Source organism: Ensifer sp. D2-11, from assembly GCF_054161295.1.
The window spans coordinates 599,154-621,040 of record NZ_CP096434.1 but is presented as its reverse complement, the minus strand read 5'-3'; the positions used below and the strand labels follow the sequence as shown (position 1 = coordinate 621,040).

General features: G+C 61.9%; 19 protein-coding genes and 1 pseudogene. 10 read left to right on the top strand and 10 right to left on the bottom strand.

The window, feature by feature from the left end:
• Positions 1-6 precede the first annotated feature (6 nt).
• The 8 genes from M1D34_RS20085 to M1D34_RS20050 all read left to right on the top strand — a co-directional run bounded on the left by M1D34_RS20085 (position 7) and on the right by M1D34_RS20050 (position 9,322).
• Positions 7-864: an N-formylglutamate amidohydrolase gene (locus M1D34_RS20085; RefSeq protein WP_498783933.1), complete on the top strand. Its 858-nt coding sequence runs from the start codon at positions 7-9 to the stop codon at positions 862-864.
• A complete protein-coding gene (locus tag M1D34_RS20080) occupies positions 861-2,750 on the top strand; it encodes a flavohemoglobin expression-modulating QEGLA motif protein (protein WP_498783931.1) in 1,890 nt (629 codons plus the stop codon). Before M1D34_RS20085 ends, M1D34_RS20080 begins: the two co-directional genes overlap by 4 nt.
• A gap of 11 nt (positions 2,751-2,761) precedes the next feature.
• Positions 2,762-3,808: a glutathione synthase gene (locus M1D34_RS20075; RefSeq protein WP_498783929.1), complete on the top strand. Its 1,047-nt coding sequence runs from the start codon at positions 2,762-2,764 to the stop codon at positions 3,806-3,808.
• Positions 3,809-3,960: 152 nt separating this feature from the next.
• The gene (gene ytfQ, locus M1D34_RS20070) at positions 3,961-4,923 is read left to right on the top strand and encodes a galactofuranose ABC transporter, galactofuranose-binding protein YtfQ (RefSeq protein WP_029964474.1); all 963 of its coding nucleotides are present in this window, start codon (positions 3,961-3,963) and stop codon (positions 4,921-4,923) included.
• Between the two features lie 141 nt (positions 4,924-5,064).
• Positions 5,065-6,582, top strand: a complete 1,518-nt coding sequence (gene ytfR / locus M1D34_RS20065; protein WP_498783928.1) for a galactofuranose ABC transporter, ATP-binding protein YtfR — start codon at positions 5,065-5,067, stop codon at positions 6,580-6,582.
• An 8-nt stretch (positions 6,583-6,590) separates the two neighbouring features.
• Complete coding sequence (locus M1D34_RS20060) at positions 6,591-7,604, top strand: ABC transporter permease (protein WP_435372086.1); 1,014 nt, start codon at positions 6,591-6,593, stop codon at positions 7,602-7,604.
• A complete protein-coding gene (gene yjfF / locus M1D34_RS20055; protein ID WP_498783926.1) occupies positions 7,601-8,569 on the top strand; it encodes a galactofuranose ABC transporter, permease protein YjfF in 969 nt (322 codons plus the stop codon). Before M1D34_RS20060 ends, yjfF begins: the two co-directional genes overlap by 4 nt.
• Before the next feature lie 18 nt (positions 8,570-8,587).
• Complete coding sequence (locus M1D34_RS20050) at positions 8,588-9,322, top strand: FadR/GntR family transcriptional regulator (RefSeq protein WP_498783924.1); 735 nt, start codon at positions 8,588-8,590, stop codon at positions 9,320-9,322.
• Between the two features lie 132 nt (positions 9,323-9,454).
• Here M1D34_RS20050 and M1D34_RS20045 read toward each other — a convergent pair whose 3' ends face one another.
• From M1D34_RS20045 to M1D34_RS20020, 6 genes and pseudogenes are all read right to left on the bottom strand, one after another.
• Positions 9,455-10,606, bottom strand: a complete 1,152-nt coding sequence (locus tag M1D34_RS20045) for an ABC transporter ATP-binding protein (protein ID WP_498783922.1) — start codon at positions 10,604-10,606, stop codon at positions 9,455-9,457.
• Positions 10,603-11,430: a carbohydrate ABC transporter permease gene (locus tag M1D34_RS20040; protein ID WP_004434577.1), complete on the bottom strand. Its 828-nt coding sequence runs from the start codon at positions 11,428-11,430 to the stop codon at positions 10,603-10,605. Before M1D34_RS20040 ends, M1D34_RS20045 begins: the two co-directional genes overlap by 4 nt.
• A complete protein-coding gene (locus M1D34_RS20035; protein WP_498783919.1) occupies positions 11,427-12,329 on the bottom strand; it encodes a carbohydrate ABC transporter permease in 903 nt (300 codons plus the stop codon). Before M1D34_RS20035 ends, M1D34_RS20040 begins: the two co-directional genes overlap by 4 nt.
• Positions 12,330-12,499: 170 nt before the next feature.
• A pseudogene (locus tag M1D34_RS20030) lies at positions 12,500-13,727 on the bottom strand (ABC transporter substrate-binding protein).
• 64 nt (positions 13,728-13,791) lie between these two features.
• Positions 13,792-14,694 (bottom strand): sugar phosphate isomerase/epimerase family protein, encoded by a 903-nt coding sequence (locus M1D34_RS20025; RefSeq protein ID WP_498783917.1) that lies wholly within the window; start codon positions 14,692-14,694, stop codon positions 13,792-13,794.
• 13 nt (positions 14,695-14,707) lie between these two features.
• Complete coding sequence (locus M1D34_RS20020) at positions 14,708-15,739, bottom strand: Gfo/Idh/MocA family protein (RefSeq protein ID WP_498783915.1); 1,032 nt, start codon at positions 15,737-15,739, stop codon at positions 14,708-14,710.
• Between the two features lie 233 nt (positions 15,740-15,972).
• Here M1D34_RS20020 and M1D34_RS20015 point away from each other — a divergent pair, with 233 nt between their 5' ends.
• Both M1D34_RS20015 and M1D34_RS20010 read left to right on the top strand, forming a co-directional pair.
• Positions 15,973-17,022, top strand: coding sequence for a LacI family DNA-binding transcriptional regulator (locus M1D34_RS20015; RefSeq protein WP_498783913.1), 1,050 nt, complete (start codon positions 15,973-15,975; stop codon positions 17,020-17,022).
• Between the two features lie 201 nt (positions 17,023-17,223).
• Complete coding sequence (locus tag M1D34_RS20010; protein WP_498783912.1) at positions 17,224-17,523, top strand: hypothetical protein; 300 nt, start codon at positions 17,224-17,226, stop codon at positions 17,521-17,523.
• Between the two features lie 85 nt (positions 17,524-17,608).
• On the opposite strand, the gene ampC is transcribed toward M1D34_RS20010, so the two are convergent.
• The 4 genes from ampC to M1D34_RS19990 all read right to left on the bottom strand — a co-directional run bounded on the left by ampC (position 17,609) and on the right by M1D34_RS19990 (position 21,824).
• Complete coding sequence (gene ampC / locus M1D34_RS20005) at positions 17,609-18,799, bottom strand: class C beta-lactamase (RefSeq protein WP_498783910.1); 1,191 nt, start codon at positions 18,797-18,799, stop codon at positions 17,609-17,611.
• Between the two features lie 274 nt (positions 18,800-19,073).
• Positions 19,074-19,994, bottom strand: a complete 921-nt coding sequence (locus tag M1D34_RS20000) for an ArsR/SmtB family transcription factor (protein ID WP_498783908.1) — start codon at positions 19,992-19,994, stop codon at positions 19,074-19,076.
• A gap of 126 nt (positions 19,995-20,120) precedes the next feature.
• Complete coding sequence (locus M1D34_RS19995) at positions 20,121-20,945, bottom strand: carbohydrate ABC transporter permease (protein ID WP_498783906.1); 825 nt, start codon at positions 20,943-20,945, stop codon at positions 20,121-20,123.
• 3 nt (positions 20,946-20,948) lie between these two features.
• Entirely contained in the window at positions 20,949-21,824 is an 876-nt protein-coding gene (locus M1D34_RS19990) for a carbohydrate ABC transporter permease (RefSeq protein WP_498783904.1), read from the bottom strand.
• Positions 21,825-21,887: the final 63 nt, after the last annotated feature.

Below are 21,887 nucleotides of genomic sequence, written 5' to 3'. Positions count from 1 at the left end.
TAATCCGTGAACGCGCCTGCGGAAGCGATGGACATGAATCTTGCCTCAGAACTGTTGGTGGATCTAACGCCCCCCGCCACATCCGCCTGGTGGACCCAGCACCGTGGCGATACACCCGTCGTCGCGACCGCCATTCATGACGGTCATGCCACGCGCGCCGCAGTGCGGCGCATGTTCGCTATTTCCGAAGAAGAACGCCTGCGGGAGGAGGACCCCTTCACCGAGTTCCTGATCCGCGACTTCGCCAACCGGATCATCGTCCATCGTTCGCGGTTCGAAGTCGACGTCAACCGTCCCCGCGGCGGCGCAGTCTACCTGCGGCCGGAACAGGCCTGGGGTCTTCAAGTATGGGCGGAAGAACCGCCGCAGGCCTTCGTCGATGCATCCCTTTCCGTGCACGACGAGTATTATGAGATGCTGGCATCGTTCCTTGCCGGTATCGAACGCTGCCACGGACGCTTCGTCGTCCTCGACGTCCACAGCTACAATCACCGCCGTGCCGGGCCTGAAGCGGAGCCGACGCTTTCGACCGATGCGCCGGACATCAATATCGGCACCATCTCGATGGACCGCAGACAATGGGCGCATGTGGTCGACAGCTTCATGGCGGCGCTTCGCTCCTTCGATTTTCCCGGCGGACCATTGGACGTGCGCGAAAACATCGCCTTCCAGGGGCGAGGCGAGCAGACGCGCTTCATCCATGAGCACTTCCCCGACACGGGCTGCGCCATTGCCGTCGAATTCAAGAAGGTCTTCATGGAGGAATGGACGGGCGAGCCGCGCCCCGAGGTGCTCTTAGCGCTCAGAAGATTGCTCGCCTCGACGCTGCCGGCACTTATCGACGCTTTGGAGCGAGGTCGATGAAGCTTGCGCGCGCACCCATCCAGTTAGAGGCCGATCCACCCGACTGGCTGGCGGATGCGTTGGCCGCAGTCGAGGCAGGCAGAGCCGTGCGCAAGGAGTTCGAAGGCGGCGGACGCCTCCACATCGACCGCGCCCTGCCCTTTCTCTGCGTGCATTTATCAGGCAGCGACGAGGCACCTGTGGCGCGCGAAGTGGTCCGCGCGAACGCCTCTCACCTGCTCGCACCGGACGCTGCCACGGCGAAACCTATCGTCGCCGCCGTCGGAAAACTGCTCGAGCGTCGCTTCGGCGCCTTCATGGTGCTCGAAATGGACGAACTCGCCCAGGATGAGCTCCTGACCGACAATGCTCCTTTGCTGCCGCCCTTCAAGGTCGAAGTGATGGCCGGCGCCGAGGGAAATATCCGAGCCGCAGCAATGGCATTCGTCGACGCCGTCGAAGCGATCCCCGCGAAGTTCCGAACGCCGCGGGTCGAGCTCCATGAATGGCCGCAGGAATCCGCACTGGAGGGAGAGACGCTCGATCTGCCATTCCCTTCGATGCGGGTTCGTTTCGCACCGGTCTACCGGCAGCACAATTCCGGCCGGATCTTCCCGGAAGTGCGCGAGCGACTGATCGCGAGCATCTTCGATGCCACCTTGCACGCCTTCTCTGCCTTCGCCCGCTCGACGCGCAGCCTCGAATTTCCGACCCATCGCGCGCTCGGCAGGAAGGCATTCATCGATGCCGTGGAGCGCACCGACCGCAGCATCGACGAAGTCGCCTCGAGCTTCGATTTTCTTCTCGCGGTCACGCCGATAAACGCGGAAGCCGCCTGGAGCGAATTCGCGGCAAGCGACTTCGCGCGCGCGCCGCGTTTCCTCTACCGGCCTTTGATCATCGAGATCGAAGCCGCAAAGAAGACGCTGTTCTCGATCCCCTTCGATCACCTCGAAGACCCGGTGCTCTACCAGCTCTACCGTGAAAAGCAGCAGGAACTCGATCTGCAGCTGACGATGCTCTCCGCCCGTGAAACGGGGAAGTTCATCGAGTTCGGCCGTGCACTGTACGGTCCCGTCGAGCCGAACCTCCTCAACGCGGCCGAAGAGATCCTCGCCCGCTCCCAGAAGGTCGCCGCGCACCCGCAAGCACCCGCCGAACGCCGTGCCGGCAGCCATTTCGTCGAAATGCGGGCGGGCGAGATGATTGCCGAATATGCCCAGCGCTACGCGGGCTTCGAAGCGCTCGTGGAGGTGCGGGACGATCTTCCCGCCGGGTTGCTGGTTTCGGGAAGGCGGCTCCTGATCGCGCGCAGCACGATCATGGAGCCTGATCGCGTCGATCCGATCCTCAGCCACGAGATCGGCGTTCACCTCCTGACCTACTTCAATGGATCGGCGCAGGGGCTTCGCCTGTTTCGCTCCGGTCTTGCCGGGTATGAAGGAATGCAGGAGGGCCTTGCGGTCTTCGCGGAATATCTTTCGGGGGGAATGACCAGCGAGCGGCTGCGTCTCCTCGCCGCCCGCGTGCTCGCCTGCGCCGCGATGATCGATGGCGCGTCCTTGCCGGAGGTCTACCGCCTGCTCGTCCACGAACACGGATTCCAGAGGCCGGACGCCTTCAATGTTGTTCTGCGCGTTTATCGCGGCGGTGGTCTCGTCAAGGACGCGATCTACCTGCGGGGACTTCTGCAGCTGCTCGATCATCTCGCAGCAGGGGGCGCGCTCGAGCCCTTCTGGATGGGCAAGATCGCCGCTTCCCATTTTGCCGTCATGCAGGAACTGCATGCCCGCGGGCTGCTCGGCGGTCCTTCGGTTCGGCCTATGTTTCTGGATGGTCCGGAAGCGCCGTCGCGGCTTGCCAGAGCGCGCGGGCGGATGGCTCCACTCGATATGCTGCGGCAATAGGAGCGGCCCACATGCGCATCGCTTTTTTCGTCAACTCGATCGAAGGCGAAGCCCCCTATTATACGACGACATGGCTGGCGCTTGCCGCACTCGCGCGCGGTCACGAGGTCTGCTACGTCACGCCGGGCGATTTCGTGCTGCGCCAGGATGACAGTCTGCTGATCCGCGCAACGACGCTGAAAGGCACGAAGCCGAAGAAGCCGGAGACGCTGCTCACAGCGCTCAAGGGCGAGCAGGCGCAGATCAGCACAGTCGATCTGCGTGAGGTGCAGGTACTCTTTCTGCGGAACGACCCTTCCGAAGACGCGGACACGCGGCCCTGGGCGGTTTATGTCGGCACGAATTTTGGGCGGCTCGCCGCCGCGCGCGGCATTCTGGTCGTAAACGACCCGGACGGGTTGTCGCTCGCGCAGAACAAGCTCTATTTTCAGGAGTTCCCCGAGATCATCCGGCCAACCAGCCTGATCTCGAGAAGCATCGAGGAAATCCGCGGCTTCATCGAGAATCATCCGGGCGGGGCTATCCTGAAACCCTTGCAAGGATCCGGCGGCAAGAACGTCTTCAAGATCAACTCCAAGGACGAGGCCAATCTCAACCAGATCTTCGAGGTCGCCAGCGGCGGCGGTTACCTGATCGCGCAGAACTACATTCCCGACGCGGTCGCCGGCGATATTCGTCTGTTCCTGTTGAACGGCAGGCCGCTCGAGCGCGACGGCGTCTATGCCGCCTTCCGGCGCGTTCCTGCCAAGGGCGACGTACGCTCGAACATGCATGTGAGCGGCACGCCCGAAGCCGCGACGGTTACGCCTGAGATCCTCGAGATCGCGGAACGGCTTCGTCCCAAGCTCATCGAAGACGGCATGTTCCTGGTCGGGCTCGATATAGTCGGCGACAAGGTGCTGGAAGCCAATGTCTTCACGCCGGGGGGGCTTCCCGAGATCGCAGCGCTTCACGGTGTGGACTTCAGCGAAGACATCATCATCGCGCTGGAAAACAAAGTGCGAATCCAGGAGCTCTACCGCGGGGCCATTCCGAACCGCACATTGGCGGTCCTTTGAGGAGGTGCCTTCGGGATGTCGCGCACTGCACGATCTGTGGGCGAATCCACCGGCCCGGCGCGCCGCCAACAAAAGTGAGTTTACAAAAGTAATATAGTATGATTTTTTCTCGGTCAGCTGCATGGAAGAGCAGCTTTCTTTGGGAGGAAATCATGAAAATCGTGAAGGCACTTGCGAGTGCAACGATCCTTGCTGCCTGCACTTTCGGCAGCGCTTCGGCCGCCGAACTCGTCGTCGGCTTTTCTCAGATCGGATCGGAATCCGGCTGGCGTGCAGCCGAAACGACGCTGACGAAGCAGCAGGCGGAAGAGCGCGGCATCGACCTAAAATTCGCCGACGCGCAGCAGAAGCAGGAAAACCAGATCAAGGCGATCCGTTCTTTTATCGCGCAGGGGGTGAATGCCATCCTGCTTGCTCCCGTCGTCGCAACCGGCTGGGATGAAGTTCTCGAGGAGGCCAAGGACGCGGAGATTCCGGTCATCCTGCTCGATCGCACCGTCGATGCCTCCGACAATCTCTATCTGACGGCGGTCACCTCCGATCTCGTCCACGAAGGCAGCGTGGCCGGCAAATGGCTTGTCGATACCGTCGCGGGCAAGCCGTGCAACGTCGTCGAACTCCAGGGCACCACCGGCTCCTCGCCGGCGATCGACCGCAAGAAGGGCTTCGAGCAGGCGCTTTCCGGCAACGACAATCTGAAGATCGTCCGCAGCCAGACCGGCGACTTCACCCGGACCAAGGGCAAGGAAGTGATGGAAAGCTTCCTGAAAGCCGAGGACGGTGGCAAGAACATCTGTGCGCTCTACGCCCATAACGACGACATGGCGGTGGGCGCGATTCAGGCGATCAAGGAAGCCGGTCTGAAGCCGGGCAAGGACATCCTCGTCGTCTCGATCGACGCTGTTCCGGATATCTTCCAGGCAATGGCTGCCGGCGAAGCCAATGCGACGGTCGAGCTCACGCCGAACATGGCGGGCCCCGCCTTCGATGCGCTTGCTGCCTTCCTCAAGGACGGCAAAGAGCCGCCGAAATGGATCCAGACGGAATCGAAACTCTACACACAGGCCGACGACCCGATGAAGGTCTACGAAGAAAAGAAGGGCCTCGGCTACTGATCCCGCTCAGCGCTCGGCCCGAAAATCGGCACCGATTTTCGGGCCGAGCGCAGTGCGCCAGAACCCGCGGCAGCCGCCGCGGGCCATTCCATCGAACGGACGCCCGCTCGTTCGTCGGGCGGCATTCCAGAGACGGCAGCCATGCAGACCAGCAGTGACAATATCCTTTCGGCCACAAGGATCGAGAAGGGCTTTCCCGGCACGAAGGCGCTCGACAGGGTAGATTTTCACCTGCGGCGCGGCGAGGTTCACGCGCTCCTCGGGGAGAATGGCGCCGGCAAATCGACGCTTGTCAAATGCCTGACGGGCGCCTACCGCCGGGATGGCGGCAGCATGCTGCTCGACGGAGCCGAGGCCGACCCGCGCGACACGTTCGATGCCCAGAGGCTGGGCATCGGGACCGTTTACCAGGAAGTCAACCTGCTGCCGAACCTCACCGTTGCCGAGAACCTCTTTCTCGGACGGCAGCCCCGCCGCTTCGGCATGGTGGACACGCGCACCATGAATCGCAAGGCGCGAGAGCTGCTCGCGGAATACGAACTCGATATCGATGTCACCCGGGATCTCGCGAGCTATTCCGTGGCGATCCAGCAGGTCGTGGCCATCGCCCGGGCTGTGGATCTTTCCGGCAAGGTTCTGATCCTGGACGAGCCGACCGCAAGCCTCGACGCGCACGAGGTGGAGATGCTCTTCCGCATCGTACGCCGTCTCAAGGAACGCGGGCTCGGCATCATCTTCATCACCCACTTCCTGGAACAGGTCTACGCCATCTCCGATCGCATCACCGTTCTGCGGAACGGGCAGTTGGTCGGCACGCGCAATGCGGCCGATCTCGACCGGCGCGAGCTGATCGCAATGATGATCGGTCGGGAACTGGCGACAGAGATCCATTCCGCCCATTCCGACGCGGTCGCGGGTGAGCCACGCTACCGTTTCCGAGACTTTGGCCGCCGCGGAAAGATCGACCCCTTCGATCTCGATGTCCGCGCCGGCGAGGTCGTCGGCATGGCAGGCCTGCTCGGCTCAGGGCGGACGGAAACCGCCGAAATCCTCTTCGGCGCCCATCGCGCCGATAGCGGTACGGCCGAGATCGACGGCCAGACCGTCGATCTTTCCTCGCCGCGTGCCGCAATCCGGCAGAAGTTCGGCTTCTGCCCCGAGGACCGCAAGACTGCCGGCATCGTCGGCGACCTGTCCGTGCGCGAGAACATCGTGCTTGCCCTGCAGGCAAGGCGCGGCTGGACCCGCCCGATCCCGCGCGCGGAGCAGAACCGGCTCGCGGACCACTACATCCGGGCACTCGATATCCGCACGGCGGATCGCGAGAAACCGATCAGGCTGCTTTCCGGCGGCAATCAGCAAAAGGCCGTTCTGGCGCGCTGGCTCGCGACTGAACCGGAACTGCTCATCCTCGACGAGCCGACGCGCGGCATCGACGTCGGGGCGCATGCCGAAATCATCAGGCTCATCGAGAGCCTGCGCGAGAAGGGCATGTCGCTCATCGTCATCTCCTCGGAAATAGAAGAACTCGTCGCCTACAGCACGCGGGTCGTGGTCCTTCGCGACCACGCCCACGTCGCCGAACTCGAGGGCGCTCAATTGACTGCCCATCGGATCGTCGAAGCGATCGCTGCGACCAACGGGAGGGAAGCATCTTGATTCCGATCATGCGGACCTATGCCGGCCGCCTGCTGCCGCAGCTCATCGCATTGGCGGCCATTGTCATAGCGATTTCAATCGTCTTTCCCGGTTTCCTAAACCTTCAGATCCAGAATGGTCGTCTGTATGGAAGTATGATCGACATCCTCAACCGCGGCGCGCCCGTCGTTCTTCTGGCGATCGGCATGACCGTCGTCATCGCCACCAAGGGGATCGATCTTTCCGTCGGCGCGGTGATGGCGATCTGCGGCGCGGTTGCCGCCTCGCTGATCACGTCCGGGCATTCGCTTGCCGAGACCCTCCTCGCCACGCTCGCGGTCGGCATTGTCTGCGGCATCTGGAACGGGGTTCTGGTCGCCGTCCTCGACATCCAACCGATCATCGCGACTCTCGTCCTGATGGTGGCGGGGCGCGGCATAGCGCAGCTCATCACCGAGGGAACCATTCTAACCTTCAATGATCCCGGCCTGATCTTCATCGGCAGCGGTTCCTTTGCCGGCCTGCCCATGCCGATCGTGATCTGGCTGGTTTTCGGCCTGCTCGTCGCCCTTCTCGTTCGGCGGACGGCGCTCGGCATGCTGATCGAAGCGATCGGCATCAACCGGCAGGCAAGCACGCTCTCGGGCGTGCTCACCCCCGTCCTGCTCGTGGCCGCTTACGTGCTCTCGGGTCTCTGCGCCGCGATTGCCGGCATCATCGCCGCCGCCGACATCCGGGGCGCCGACGCCAACAATGCCGGTCTCTGGCTGGAACTCGACGCGATTCTCGCGGTGGTCGTCGGCGGCACATCGCTGCTCGGCGGCCGTTTCAGCATTGCGGCGTCGGTGCTGGGCGCCGTCATCATCCAGGCGATCAATACCGGCATTCTCCTGTCCGGCTTCCCGCCCGAGTTCAACCTCATCATCAAAGCGGCCATCATCATCTTCATCCTGGTGCTCCAGTCACCGCGCTTCCGCACGGGGGTCTCGTTTCTGAGTATCCCGAAGGCAGCCGGCAAGCCGACCGAGCGAGAAGCGAAATGAAGCAGAAATATCTTCCACTTACGGCGACGATCTTGATCTTTGTCTTAAGTTACGCGCTCTGCGTCTCGCAGTATCCGAACATGCTCTCGACCCGCGTGATCGGAAACCTTCTGACCGACAATGCCTTTCTGGGCATCGCCGCCGTCGGCATGACCTTCGTCATCCTCTCGGGCGGCATCGATCTGTCGATCGGCGCTGTGATCGCATTTGCCGGTGTGTTTCTGGCCGTCGTACTCGAGCATGGCGGCATGCATCCGCTCGTCGCCTTCGCGTTGCTGCTGGCCATCACGACGCTGTTCGGAGCGCTGATGGGGGCGATCATCCACTATCTCGAAATGCCGGCTTTCATCGTTACGCTCGCCGGCATGTTCCTCGCCCGCGGCATGGCCTTCGTACTGTCGATCGACTCCATTCCGATCAAGCACCCCTTCTACGCGACCTTGAAGAGCCTCTATTTCAAGTTGCCCGGCGGCGGGCGCATCACCCTCATAGGCGGCCTGATGCTGTTCGTCTTCGCGGTCGGCATTCTCATCGCCCACCGGACCCGCTTCGGCACGAATATCTATGCGCTCGGCGGCGGCACGGCGACGGCAAAGCTCATGGGCGTTCCGGTCGCCGCCACCACGATCCGGATCTACGCGCTGTCCGGGCTGCTCGCCGGCCTGTCGGGCATCGTCTTCTCGCTCTATACCTCCGCCGGATACTCGCTGGCCGCCGTCGGCGTCGAGCTGGACGCCATCACCGCCGTCGTCATCGGCGGGACACTGCTTACCGGCGGATCCGGCTTCGTTGCCGGAACGTTGGTCGGCATCCTCATCCAGGGTCTCATCCAGACATACATCACGTTCGACGGCACGCTTTCGAGCTGGTGGACGAAGATCCTGATCGGTCTCCTGCTCTTTGCCTTCATCCTGTTGCAGAAGGGGATCATCCACCTGTCGCGCCCCGAACGGCAGCGGGCGTAGCCGCGGGGTTCGCGCGCCATGCCGGGAATCTTCGGAAGCCAACGCGGCAAACGCACGAGCCACAGGCTCGTCGTCGAGGAGCTTGGCCAGGCGGTGGTCGGCGGCGAGTTTGCGATCGGCGAGACGCTGCCGGGCGACACGGATCTCGCCGCGCGCTTCAACGTATCGCGCACCGTACTGCGCGAAGCGATGAAGACGCTTGCCGCCAAAGGCCTCGTCGTCGCCCGCGCCCGCATCGGCACGCGCGTGCTGCCCCGGGCGCACTGGAACCTCTTCGACAGCGACGTGCTAACCTGGCATTTCGGCGCCGGTGTCGACGAGGATTTCCTGCGTCATGTGAGCGAGGTGCGGTTAGCCCTCGAACCCTATGCGGCGGCACTGGCGGCGCGCCGCGCCAGCGACGCGGACATCGCCCGGATGATGCGGCTTGCCGTCGCGATGGGCGATGCCGGCCACAGCCCCCACACGCTGGCGCTCGCAGATCTCGAATTCCACCTCCGCCTCCTGGAAGCCTCGCTCAATCCGTTCATGCGGACGGTCGGCAGCCTGATCGAGGCGGCGCTGATGGGCGTTTTTCAGCTTACCAGCCCGACAGCCGATGAAACGGAGATCGACCGCGTCGCGATCGCGCATATCCGCATCGTCGAGGAAATCCGGCGCCGCGACGAGGAAGGCGCGCGCAACGCGATGGAACACGTGATCCGCGTCGGTCAGGAGCGGTTGATCATGGATCTGAGGGGGCGGGAAAGTTAGCGAAGCGATGGCCCCTCATCCGGCCTGCCGGCCACCTTCTCCCCGCAGGCGGGCGAAGGGGACTCGCGGACCCCCTGTCTCACTTACAAGCCGCTGAGAGGACTGTGACGCAGCCGCTTGCCCTTCTCCCCGTCACGACGGGGAGAAAGTCGCGGCAGCGGGATGAGTGGCGGCGCGAGGCGTAATTTGGGCGTCAAATTGCGCTTTTTTGGGTTCGAGGCGCTTGCCCGTTTCGGCATCGAAGATATGCAATTGCTTCGGGTCTATCGCCAGGCCGATAAGCTCCCCGCCCGATGCAGCGGAGCGTCCGGTCTCCACGACCATCAGTTCCGGCTGGGTCGCGGAGGTAATGTAGGTGGCCGAGCCGGTCGACTCCACGACGCCGACGGGAATATCGAATGCACCCTGCCCGGCGCCGACGATGCGGATGTGTTCCGGCCGAATGCCCACCGTGACCGATGCCCCCGGCCGAACCGGGTCGATGAGCGAGAACCTCGCCCTTGTGGCGCCGAGGTCGAGAGCCAAATGGCTGCCGTCCGCCTCCACGACCGCCGGAATGAAGTTCATCGCCGGCGAGCCGATGAAACCTGCAACGAAGCGGTTGGCCGGTCTGTCGTAGAGATCGAGCGGGCGGCCCTGCTGCTCGATGACCCCGTCGCGCATGACGACGACATGGTCCGCCATGGTCATTGCCTCGATCTGATCGTGGGTCACATAGACGGAGGTCGCCCCCAGCCGGTCATGCAGCGCCCGGATCTCCTTGCGCATATGCACGCGCAGCGCCGCATCGAGATTGGACAAGGGCTCGTCGAAGAGGAATGCCTTGGGATGACGGATGATGGCGCGGCTCATCGCGACCCGCTGGCGTTGCCCGCCGGAGAGTTCGCGAGGATAGCGCTTCATGAGGTGGGAAAGACCGGTGGTCGTCGCCACTTCGGCCGCCGCCTTCAGCGCCTCCGATTTTTTCACGCCGCGTATGCGCAGGCTGTAGGTCAGATTCTCCTCCACCGTCATATGGGGATAGAGCGCATAGGACTGGAAGACCATTGCGACGTCGCGCTTGCGCGGCGGAACGTCGTTCATCCGCGCCCCGGCGATCTTCATCTCACCGGCCGAAATCTTCTCGAGCCCGGCCAGAGACCGCAGGAGCGTGGACTTGCCGCAGCCGGAAGGCCCGACAAGGGCAACGAAGGTCCCCTCCTCTATCGCGAGATCGATGTCCTTGAGTGCGTGGTAGGAACCGTAGAATTTGTTGACGCCGTTGAGCTCGATCTGAAGGGTCATTTGAGGGCTCCTGAAGTGAGGCCGGAAACGATGCGGCGCTGCAAGAGGATGAAAGCGGCAAGGATGGGCGTCACATAGATCGTGGCATAGGCCATGATATTGTTCCATTCATTGGTATTCGGCCCCATGAAGGTGTTGAGGCCGACACTTGCGGGCTGCAGCTCGACGGCCTGGATCATCGATTTCGAATAGACGAATTCGCCGAAGGCCTGCATGAAGATCAGGATCGCGCTGACGAGAATGCCGTTCCGGGCGAGCGGCAGCACGATGTTGAAGAAGGCGCCGATCCGCGAATTGCCGTCGACGAGCGCTGCCTCTTCGAGCTCCATCGGCACGCTCATGAAGGTCGCGCGGACGAGGACCACGAAGAAGGGCATGCTTTTGGCAGCGATCGCCAGGATCACGGCGAGACGCGGCGTATCGAGGAGGCCCACTTGCGAGAAGCCGACGAAAATCGGCGTCACCATCAGCGATGCGGGCAACACCTGAAGCATCAGGATGAGAAACAGCCCGATGTCCACCCAGACGTTGCGGTAGCGCGCGAGCACATAGGCGCAACCGACGCCGAGCACGGCGATCAGTGCCACCGAGCCGAAAGCGATGACGAGCGAATTCCAGAGATACCGCGCCATGTTGCGGCTCTCCCAGACGAAGGCGTAGATGCTCCATTGCGGCTCGCTCGGCCAGAATTTCGGCGGGGTCGCAAACATCGCCGACCCGGTCTTCAGGGCGGTGATGTACATCCAGTAGAGCGGGAAGAGATAGATGGCGGCGAGCACGAGCGCGACAGCCAGCATCAACCGGTTGCGGAAAGTGTCACTCATCCTCTGACCTCATGGCGCGTTGAGCGGACATAGACGACGGAGGCGAACATCACGAAGACGATCATGATCACCGAGATCGTCGCGCCCTTGGCGAAATCATACTGGCGGAAAGAAAGGTCCCAGGCCCAGTATTGCGTGACATTGGAGGTATTGTTCGGCCCTCCGGACGTGATGGCGGCGAAGAGATCGAATTGCTGCAAAGTGAAGATGAGCCCGAGCGCGACAATGGCACCGATCGTCGAGCGCATCATCGGCAGAGTGATCGTCCAGAAGCGCTGGAACCCATTGGCACCGTCGAGCTCGGCCGCCTCGTAGAGGTCCTTCGGAATACCTGACAGGCCGACCGAAAGCAGGATCATGTTGAATGACGTGCCGAGCCAGATATTGGCGATGATCACGGCCCAGAGCGAATAGTTCGGGTCCGAACGCCAGAAGATGTTGCCGGAAATCACGCCTGTTTCCCGCAGCAGAAAATTGAGGACGCCGAAATCGCCCGAGAGAATCCAGTTCCAGATGGCGCCGACCACGAGGCCCGGCATGACCCAGGAGACGAGGAAGAGGCCGCGCAGCCACGACGCACCGGGGAAATTGACCCAGAAGAACAGCGCGAGACCGAAGCCTATGAGGAACTGCCCGGCGATCGAGGCGGTCACGAAGATGGCCGTGTTGAGGAGAATGGGCCAGGTTTCGGGTTGAGCGAAAAGGTCGATATAATTCTTGAAGCCCACGAACGGCCGCGAAAAGCTGCCGAGGCTGAACATGTCGACTTCCTGGAAGCTCATCACGACATTGTAGACTAGGGGCAGTCCGGAGAGGACGAACAGGAATGCGAGCGGCAAGCTCACAAGGCCGATATCGAAGCCCCTGCCATCCGTAATGCTCGATAGAATTCTTTTCATTGGCGATCACCTGTCCCTTGGCCGGGTCTTGCGTGGCCTATGCCCGCGGCGACCCCGGCCGAAGCCGGGGATCGCCTCTCTCGGGAGAAAATCCTGGGCGGATCGTCGCTACAATCCACCAGTGAATTCCATTTGCCGTTTAGATCATTCCAGGAAAAGCGCTTGCGGGCTCAGCCGAGAACCGCCTTTATCTTCTCGGCCGCCTGGTCGAGCGCTTCCTTAGAACTCATCTGCCCGGTAAGCGCCGCCTGGATGGCGTCCTGAATAGCTTTGGAGATCTTCGGCCATGCGGGATGGGGGCCGCGGGGCTTCGCATATTTCAGCTGTTCCACGAAGACCTGGAGAGCCGCGTCCTTTTTCGGCTCGCCGGTTGCCGGAATGGCGATGTCGGAGCGCGGCGGCAGTTGCCCGAAGTCCTTGAACATCCGGTCGTCCTGAGAAACGAAATATTCGAGGACCTTGAAGGCTTCTTCCGGATGCTCGGTGTTCGCGAAGACCGCCCAGTTGAAATCGCCCATGGCCGATGAGCGTTCACTGCCGACTTCCGGTACGGGCAGCAGCGCTACGCCCCAATCGAACTTCGCTTCCTCGAGCATACGATCGATTTCCCAGGGACCGGAGATCGCCATGGCCGCGTTGCCGGAATTGAAGGTACCGGTGGCGTCCCATTGGCCGCGTGTCAGCGTGTCCGGTGAGGCGAGCTTCTCGTCGATGATCGTTTTCCAGACGTCGAGCGCCTTGACCGCGCCCTCGGCGTTGATGTTGTCGTAACCGCCGCCGGCCATCTGCGCCCAGGGGAGGAACTGGAATGTCCCCTCCTCGTTGGCTTTGGCCGAGAAGGTGATGCCGTAGATGTTCTGAGCCGGGTCGGTCAGCTTGCGCGCCGCCTCGACGAGTTCGTCCCAGGTTTGCGGAGGCTTGTTCGGGTCCAGGCCCTTGGCCTTGAACATGTCCTTGTTGTAGTAAAGGGCGATCGTGTTGGTCGCCTTGGGGACGCCGTAATATTTCCCGTCCCAGGTCACGGAGGCGAGTGGCCCCTCGAAGTAGTTCTCCGGCTTGACGACCGAGGACTTCGCGATCATCTCGCTCAGATCGAGAAATGCACCGCGGGACGCAAAGAGCGCGTGTTCGGGATTGTCGACAGCGATGATGTCCGGCGCCTGCCCCGTCGGCTCGCATCGCTTCGCTGACCACGTCGTCGAACTGAATCTGCCGATACTCCACTTTAATACCGGTGTTCAGCTTGTTGAAATCTTTTATCAAGTTCGGTGCCGGCTGGATGTCCCGGTCCAGCGACCAGACACTGATCGTTACATCCTCGGCGCTTGCCGAAACGGCCGGCAAGGCAACACTGGCAAGGGCGAATGCGCCCAGCATTGCATATTTAGGGATACCCATGGACTCCTCCTCTTTCGGGTTTTTCCGAGGGCCGGCGCCCCCCGTGCCGGCCGTCGGGCATGTCTCAGGACGGATCGGCGACGAAGTCGCCGCCGCGGCAGCCTTTCAGGTAATTCAGAGCGTGCACCTGGCCCGTCATTTCCAGCGCATCGCGATATACCGGGTCATGCCAGCCTTCGATGTCGATCGAACCGGACCAGCCGGCGAGCCGGAGTTCCGAGATGATGTCGGTCCAATTGCTGTCGCCGAACCCGGGCGTGCGCATGAAGACGAACTTTTCCTTGCCGAAGATGCCGTGCTCGCGGATGACGTCCCAGCGGATCGTCGCGTCCTTGCCGTGCACGTGGAATATCTTGGGCGCCCATTTGCGGATCTGCGGCAGCGGGTCGATCAGATAGACCATCTGGTGGCAAGGCTCCCACTCCAGACCGATGTTATCGTCGGGCGTCTCGTTGAAGATGAGTTCCCAGGCGTCCGGATTGTGAGCGATGTTCCAGTCGCCGGTCGCCCAGTTGCCGTCCATGGCGCAATTCTCGAAGGCGATCGTCACGCCCTTGTCGGCGGCGCGCTGGGCGAGCTCGCGCCAGATCTTGCGGTAGCGCGGCAGGCTGTCGGTCAGCGGCCGGTTGCGGATGCGTCCGGTAAAGCCGGCTACGCATGTCGCGCCGAAATGGTGGGCGTTGTCGATGCAGTCCTTCCAGCCCTGCAGGCTCTGCAAATCGATGTCGGTCTCCTCCAGCGGATTGCCGAACATGCCGAGCGTCGAGATCGTGATGTCACGGTCGCCGATTGCGTCTCGGCAGCGCTTGCCGAGCTCGGCAAGGTCCTGGCCGTTGGTGGTCTGCCAGAAGAAGGGTTCGAAACTTTCGAACCCCAGATCGGCGATCTCGCCTATGCGCTTCGCGGCTTCGCCCTTCGTGGCGCTGACCATGGTGCCGACGCGGATGGATTTGGCTGGATTGCTCATCAGATGCCTCACTTCAGATTGTCACGCGTTGCCGGGTGCGGGCGCTTTCGATCGCCGCGAAGACCATGGCAAGGCTGTTGATATTGTCGTCGCCCGCCGTTTCAGGCTTGGTGCCGGAGCGGACCGCCGCGACGAAATCGGCGATGACGCTGGCATGCCCGTGCGTCTCACGCGGATCGGCGGGTTCGGGAACTTCGATCGGAGCGAGCGAACGGAGGAGGCCCTCGCTGCCGGCGACACGGTTCGCGCTCAGCGCCTCGGCGCCATCCCAGAGCAGCGTGCCTTTGGTGCCGATGATCCGCCACTCGCTCTCCCAACTCGTATTGGCGCCTTCGGCACACCAGGAACCGCGATAGGTGAAAGTCACTTCGTCGGAAAGCTCGAATATCGCAGTGGCGGCCGCGCCGTGCGCGTACCAGGAGCCCTGTGGGTTTTCTTCGTGGCAATATACGGCGAGCGGCGTCTTGTCAGCGATGAACCGGGCGGCATCGAAGGTGTGGATCGCCATGTCGAGGAGCAGCACATGCTCCATCTCTTCGCGAAAACCACCGAAATGCGCGCCGATGAAGAAGTCGCAGTGGATGCTCGTCAGGTTGCCGATCGCGCCGCTTTCGATGAAGCGGCGTATGCGGCGAATGCCGGAAATGAAGCGGCGGTTCTGCACGATTGCATGAACCCTGCCCGCATTCCTGGCGAGTTCGATCAGCTCGCGGCCGGCCTCGAGCGAGGCCGCCATCGGCTTTTCGCTCAGCACATGACAGCCATGCCCGAGTGCGGTGGCGACCACGTCGCGGCGCGCCGTTGGTACGACGATGTCGAAGAGGATGTCGGGGGCCGCTTCCGTCAAGATCGCATCGAGGTCTGAACCGATAACGGCGCCTTCGATCTCGAACTCCGCCGCGAGCGCACGAGCCGCTTCGGGGTTCACGTCGACGAGCCCGACGATCCTGATTGCCGACTGGAGTTCGCGGTCCGCGGCGATCGCCTTGAGCCAACCTTTGGCCATAGCTCCGCACCCGCACAGAACTGCGCGCAAAATCACCATTCTCCTCCCACAAACCTGCGTTTCCGGCTTGTTTCGGCCACCGTAAACGTTTACGGAACTATGCGGACTTTCCGAAACATGTCAATAGGGATTCGGAAAGCTCGGTCGATGTCAGGGAAATTGCGGGCTGCTTATGGCCGCCTGCCCGGTTCAACTTCACAGTATATCGGTCGCGTCGATTGCGGGTCGGTGTGACTGGGTTGACCGGTGATCAGAGAGGAAAAGCGCTTCGCATGAAGGGAATTCGGCGCCTGGCGCAGCATCTCGATATTTCGATCGGAACCGTTTCGCGTGCACTGAACGGCCGCCCCGACGTCAATGAGGAGACTCGCAGGCGTGTCCTGGAGGCGGCTGAAAGGCTCGGTTATGTGGCGAACCAGTCCGGCCGCAGCCTGAGGCAGGGCACCACCAACATCATCGGCTTCATGATGCAGACCGGAACGGAGATCACCGGTCAGGGCGACACGTTCTTCATGAGCGTCTTCGACGGCGTGCAGGCAGTTTTCGCCAGGCACAAGCTCGACCTTGTCGCCCTGCTCTGCTCGTCCGAGGAAGATCCGACCGATTACCTGCGCCGCGTCGTCGCGCGCGGTTTTGCCGACGGGTTGATCCTTTCGGCAACCCGGCGTCACGATCCGCGCATAGAGTTTCTGGCCGAACGCAATATCCCCTTCGTAACGCTCGGCCGAAGCCTGACGGATGCCGGCCGCCCCTGGCTCGACCTCGATTTCGAGGGGATGGCGCAGATCGCCATCGACCGTCTGGTTGCGCGCGGACATCGCCGCATCGCGGTCACTCGTCCGCACGACGATGCCAACCTCGGTTATGTCTTCGTCGACCGCTGCCGCGAAGCGCTTGCCGCGCATGGCCTTCCCCTGGAGGAAGAATTGATCTTCCGATCGACGCCGAACGAGACCGGCGGCTATCAGATCGCGCGCGAACTTCTGGCCCTTAAGGACCGGCCGACGGCTGCCCTGCTCGTTAATGAGACGATCGCCATCGGTTTTTACCAGGGCCTCTCCGAAGCGGGCGTCAGGCCGGGCCGCGACATTGCGGTGATCGGGCGCTACAGCCCGCATGCACACTTTCTCTCGCCGCCGCTCACCTGCTTCCGCCTGTCGCTGCGCGACCTCGGCATAGCCCTTGCGGAAACGCTGCTGTCGACGATGCCTGCTTTCAAGGACCATTATCCGCAAGCGCTGTTAAACGCAGTCTGGCCCATGGAGCTGGTCGAGGGCGTAAGCGACGACTTTCTCGTCAATGGGGACGAAAGTCGCGGCTGACATAAGCCCCGCCGCGGTGGATCATTTTACCGATCCGCAGGTTTGAAGCTTGCTGCATGATTCCTTAAATCAGAGCCGATTGCGGGCCAATGTCATGGAGCACGCAAAGTGCTAGGCGGGTTCTGCGCTTGGACGCACGGCCGCCGTAGCGAACCTGCCGGCCGCAGTCCGGATTGGTGACTGCTCCTGAAAGGAGACCCCATGCGCGGATTTCTCTTCCTACTCGCCGGGCTGTCCGCAATGACGGCCTTTGCCCACGACGCTCCTAGCGGTTGGCAGTATCCGAGCGCCTGCTGTTCAACAATGGATTGCCGCAAGGTCGCGCAGACCGCGATCAGCGAGCGACCGCAAGGCTATATCGTCAGAGCTACTGGCGAAGTCCTCCCCTATGCCGACAGCAGGGTTCGAATGTCGCCGGACGGCGAGTACCACTGGTGCTCTGCGGCGGGCAAAGCCTATGGGAAGACGATCTGCCTGTTTGTACCCCCAAGAGCTTATTGAATACCGACGCGTCGAGGACCGCACTTCTCGTCATGCGGGTCTAGCACCGCCACCCGATTGGAGCGCGGTACGATCGCGGCCGGCTTCAGCGGGCGTCCGCCGATCCGGGGTCGCTCTCGAGCGTCGACAGTATCTGGTATGCGGCTTTCACGCGGGCAGGAATCGGGTAATTCCTGTTCGCCAGCATCGCGATGCCGATGCGCTCGGCAGGGACGAAGGCTGCATAGGCACCGAAACCGTTGGTCGAGCCGGTCTTGTTGATCCACACGTTTTCCTGGGGCGCCCCGGGCGGAACGAGCTTGCTGACCTTGTGCGGCTCGAGCGCCATCCAGCTGGAATTGCCGGCAAGCAGATCGTCGAGCTTCGTCGGATAGAGATACATCTCCCAGCCGAGCCCCTGCGTCATGGCGCCGACCTTAAAGTATCCGGTGTGCGTTGCGGCGATCGCGCGCCGGATCGGCTCGTCCAGGCCCGTTCCATCGATGTTCGCCTCAACGAAGCGGATCAGATCGGCAGCGGTCGTCTTTACGCCATAGGCTTCCGAGTCGAGAACGCCGCGCGTGACGCGGATCGGCTTGCCGGCTTTCGAATAACCATAGGCATAGTCGTCCGCCCGGTCCTGCGGAACGGCTATGAAGGTGCTCGTCAGGCCGAATGCCGGGAATATGCTCTTCTCCATCAGATCGGCGAAGGGCTCACCCATGCTCTTTGCGGCGAGATAGCCGAAGAGGCCGATGCTCGGGTTCGAGTAGAGCCTGTGCGTCCCGGCGGCATAGGTCGGGCGCCAACCCCTGTAGTAGTCGATCATGCTCTCCTGATCGGTAACGGAATCGGGAAACTGCAATGGCAGTCCGCCGGCAGTATAGGTCCCGAGATCGAGAAGGCTGATGTCGTCGAAACGGGTCCCGGCGAGCGCGGGCAGATATTTGCCGGCAGGATCGGACAGAGCCAGATCCCCACGCGCTTCGGCATAGGATGCGAGCGTCGCCGTGAAGGTCTTGCTGATCGAGCCGATCTCGAACATCGTTTCGTCGGTGACCTTCTGCCCGCTCTCTCTCGACGCCAGGCCATAATTGAAGATGTACTTCTTTCCGCGGACGGTGACCGCGATCGCCATTCCCGGAACGCCATGCTCCTTCATCAGCGGCCGGATCGTCTCGTCCACTACGCGTGCAAGCTCTCCTTCCTTGCCTTGGTCGGCGGCGTGCGCGCCGGCTCCGCAGCAGAGCAAAGCAGCCGCAGCCATTGCGAATTTCGTGGCGGAAATCTTCGTCATGACAGTTGTCTAGACCTCGTGTTCGTGTGGATCTCTGCCGCACCGCGGATGCGGCCGTCCATCAGCCCGGATGCGCTACGGCGCGTGCCCGGCGCACAACAACCGGAAGAGGCAAACGGACGAGACATGCATATGAGCCCTGTGCGCATTTCACAAACGACAAGATCTTGCGCGAGCCATTAGAAGAACTTGGGCATCGCACTGCATCGGTCGCCTCCGGACCTGGCTTGTAGAGGCCACGAACACGGCGCTACCTGAGCCCGACACCGGAACCCTAGAAATAGATCGTCATGACGATGTCCTGGTCGAAATCGCCGAAACCCTTGCCGAAGATGTTGAGCCCTCCGGGGTTCTCCGCCTTCTCGTCGATACCTATCCGGAACCGTATCGAATGATGATCCGGTATGCCGAGGGAATTTATCGTCTGAGTCGACACCATCGCGCCGTCGATCCATGTACCGCGGTCGTCGATGGTCCATGTCTTGAGCCTGCCGTATTGCGAGCCGCTGAGCTTCCACCAGGCCGGCGAATACATGCCCCGTCGGTCGCCGTAATCGCCGGGCGACGTCCAGTAGCCGGCCTTGATGCCGTTGACCCAGATCGAGATGTCGGACGGCCAGTTGGCGTTGGTGGCCGGCGTCTCGGAACTCAGTTCGGCGGAGAACTCGATCTTGCGGACCGTCCGTCCCGTGACCTTGGCATTGTTCGGAAACTTGTATTCGACATAGCCGCGCGTGAACCAGAGCAGTGCGGCCTGCATGCGCTGCGGATCGAGAAAGACTTCCTGGACGTCGAGCATGCCTATGACGTTGTTGACCGAACAGAGTCCGCAGGGCGCTTCCACCTCGAATTCGGTGAAAAGGCCGATCGGCATGCTGACGGTCACGACGTCGTCCGAAAGATTGGTGCGGTCGTCGAAACGGATGAGGATCTCGCCGTAGATGCTGGAACAGATCTTCTGATTGCCCTTGGTCGCCTTCATCGTATGCGTCTGGATGAGGCCGGCTCTCTCCAGCGACTTGAGGTTGGTTGCCGTCGTCGATTGCGGCAGGCCCATATGGGTCGCGATCTCGTTGACGTTCAGAGGCCCCTTCAGGCGCAGAAGGTTGAGGATCTCGATGCGCGTTGCCGAGCCCAAGGCCTGGACGACATCCGCATCCTTGATCGGGTCCACTGTAAGAAGCTTCGTCTCCATACTCTGCTACTGCCGCTCCGGCTCAGGCGTGATCTGCGCTGATAACACGCCGCTGCGCCAATTGTCGCATTGTTTCGTTTCACGAATTCCGATCCGAGGCGGCCGAAACCGCCGCGGATCGTCGGCTCAGCCCTTGATGCCGGACGACAGCATGAGCGCCTGCGTCACCCTCTTCTGGAAGAGCAGATAGGCGAGCGCGACCGGCATGGCCGCGAGAATGGCGACGGCCATGTCGCGTGCATATTTCACGCCGAAGGCGTCGTCGACCTGCGTGATGCCGACGGTCACCGTCATCATCTCCTCCGAATTCGTGACGAGGAACGGCCAGAGAAAGGCGTTCCAGGCCATGATGTAGGTGATGATCGCCAGCGCCGTCGTGATCCCCCAGTTGAGCGGAAGATAAAGCCGGAACAGGATCTGGAAATCGCCGCAGCCGTCGAGCTTTGCCGCCTCGCGCAGTTCCTTCGGCACGGAATCGAAAAATTGCTTGTAGACGATCACGACCACCGGGACGATGAGCTGTGGCAGGATGATGCCGCCCCAGCTGTTGATCAGGCCGAAGCGGTACATCAGCACGAATTGCGAAACGACGAGGGCCTGGGATGGAACCATGAAACTCGCGAGAACGATCCCGTAAAGGAGCCGCCGGCCCGGAAAGACGATCTGCGACAGCGCATAGGCGCACATGACGCTGATCAGGATCACGACCACGGTGACCGTGATCGAGGTGACGAGCGAGTTCACGTACCAGGTTGCGAGATTGGTCTCGAACAGAGCGAAGTAATAGGCCGAGAAGTTGAAGACGTCGGGGATGAAGGTCGTCTTGCTGATGACCTCCTGTTCCGGCTTCATCGACGTCACCGCCGCCCAGTAGAGGGGAAAGGCCCACATGCACGCGACGCACAGGGTAAGAAGCAGAAGAAGGATATTGCCGATGGATTTCCGTTGCATCGCTCAGCGCCCCCTCACGCGCAGAAGCTGGTACTGAAGCACCGATACGGTCACGATGATCAGGAACAGGAAGACCGCCACAGCCGAGCCGAGCCCGCCGTGGTTGAGGCGGAAGGCCTCGCGATAGACGAGCTGAAGCAGGACGTAGGTCGAGTTGAAGGGACCGCCTTCCGTCATCAGATAGACCTGATCGAAAATCTTGAGCTGCAGGATGAGTTGCAGTGTCAGGACGAGCGCGGTGACCGGCCAGATCAGCGGCCATGTGATGCGCTTGAAGCATTGCCAGCGCGTCGCGCCGTCCAGCATTGCCGCCTCGTAATAGTCGGCCGGAATGTTGCGCAGGCCGGCAATGAAAAGCAGAAGATTGAACCCGTTGGTCCACCAGATGGTGACGAGGGCCACCATGGGCATTGCCCATAAGGGGTCGCGAAAGACACTGATGCGCCTGCCGGTGACGAATTCGATGACATGTTGCGCAATCCCGAACTGCTGGTCGAGCACCCACTCCCAGATCTGCGTGACGACCGAGACCGGCAGGATATAGGGCAGGAAGAACAGCACCAGGATGAGGCTCTGCAGCCAGCCTTTGAGGCGTACGACCATCAGCGCCAGACCGAGGCCGATCAGCGTGTTGGGTATGACGGTGAGCACGACGAAATAGCCGGTGTTCCACACCGATGTGAAGAACAGTTTCTGGTTGAGCAGCTTCAGATAATTGTCGAAGCCGACCCACTCGCCTGCGCCGATCAGCGGCGCGTTGGTAAAGCTCAAGGCGAACATCTTGTAGACGGGATAGGCGAAGACCGTCAGATAGGTGATCACGAACGGTGTGATCATCAGAACCGCGGTCAGCGTCTTGCTCCGTCTCTCGCTCGTCATCACCGAAATAGTCCTCCCATTGCCGAATGTAGGAACCACCGGCCGGCGCAGTGGCCGGCCGGT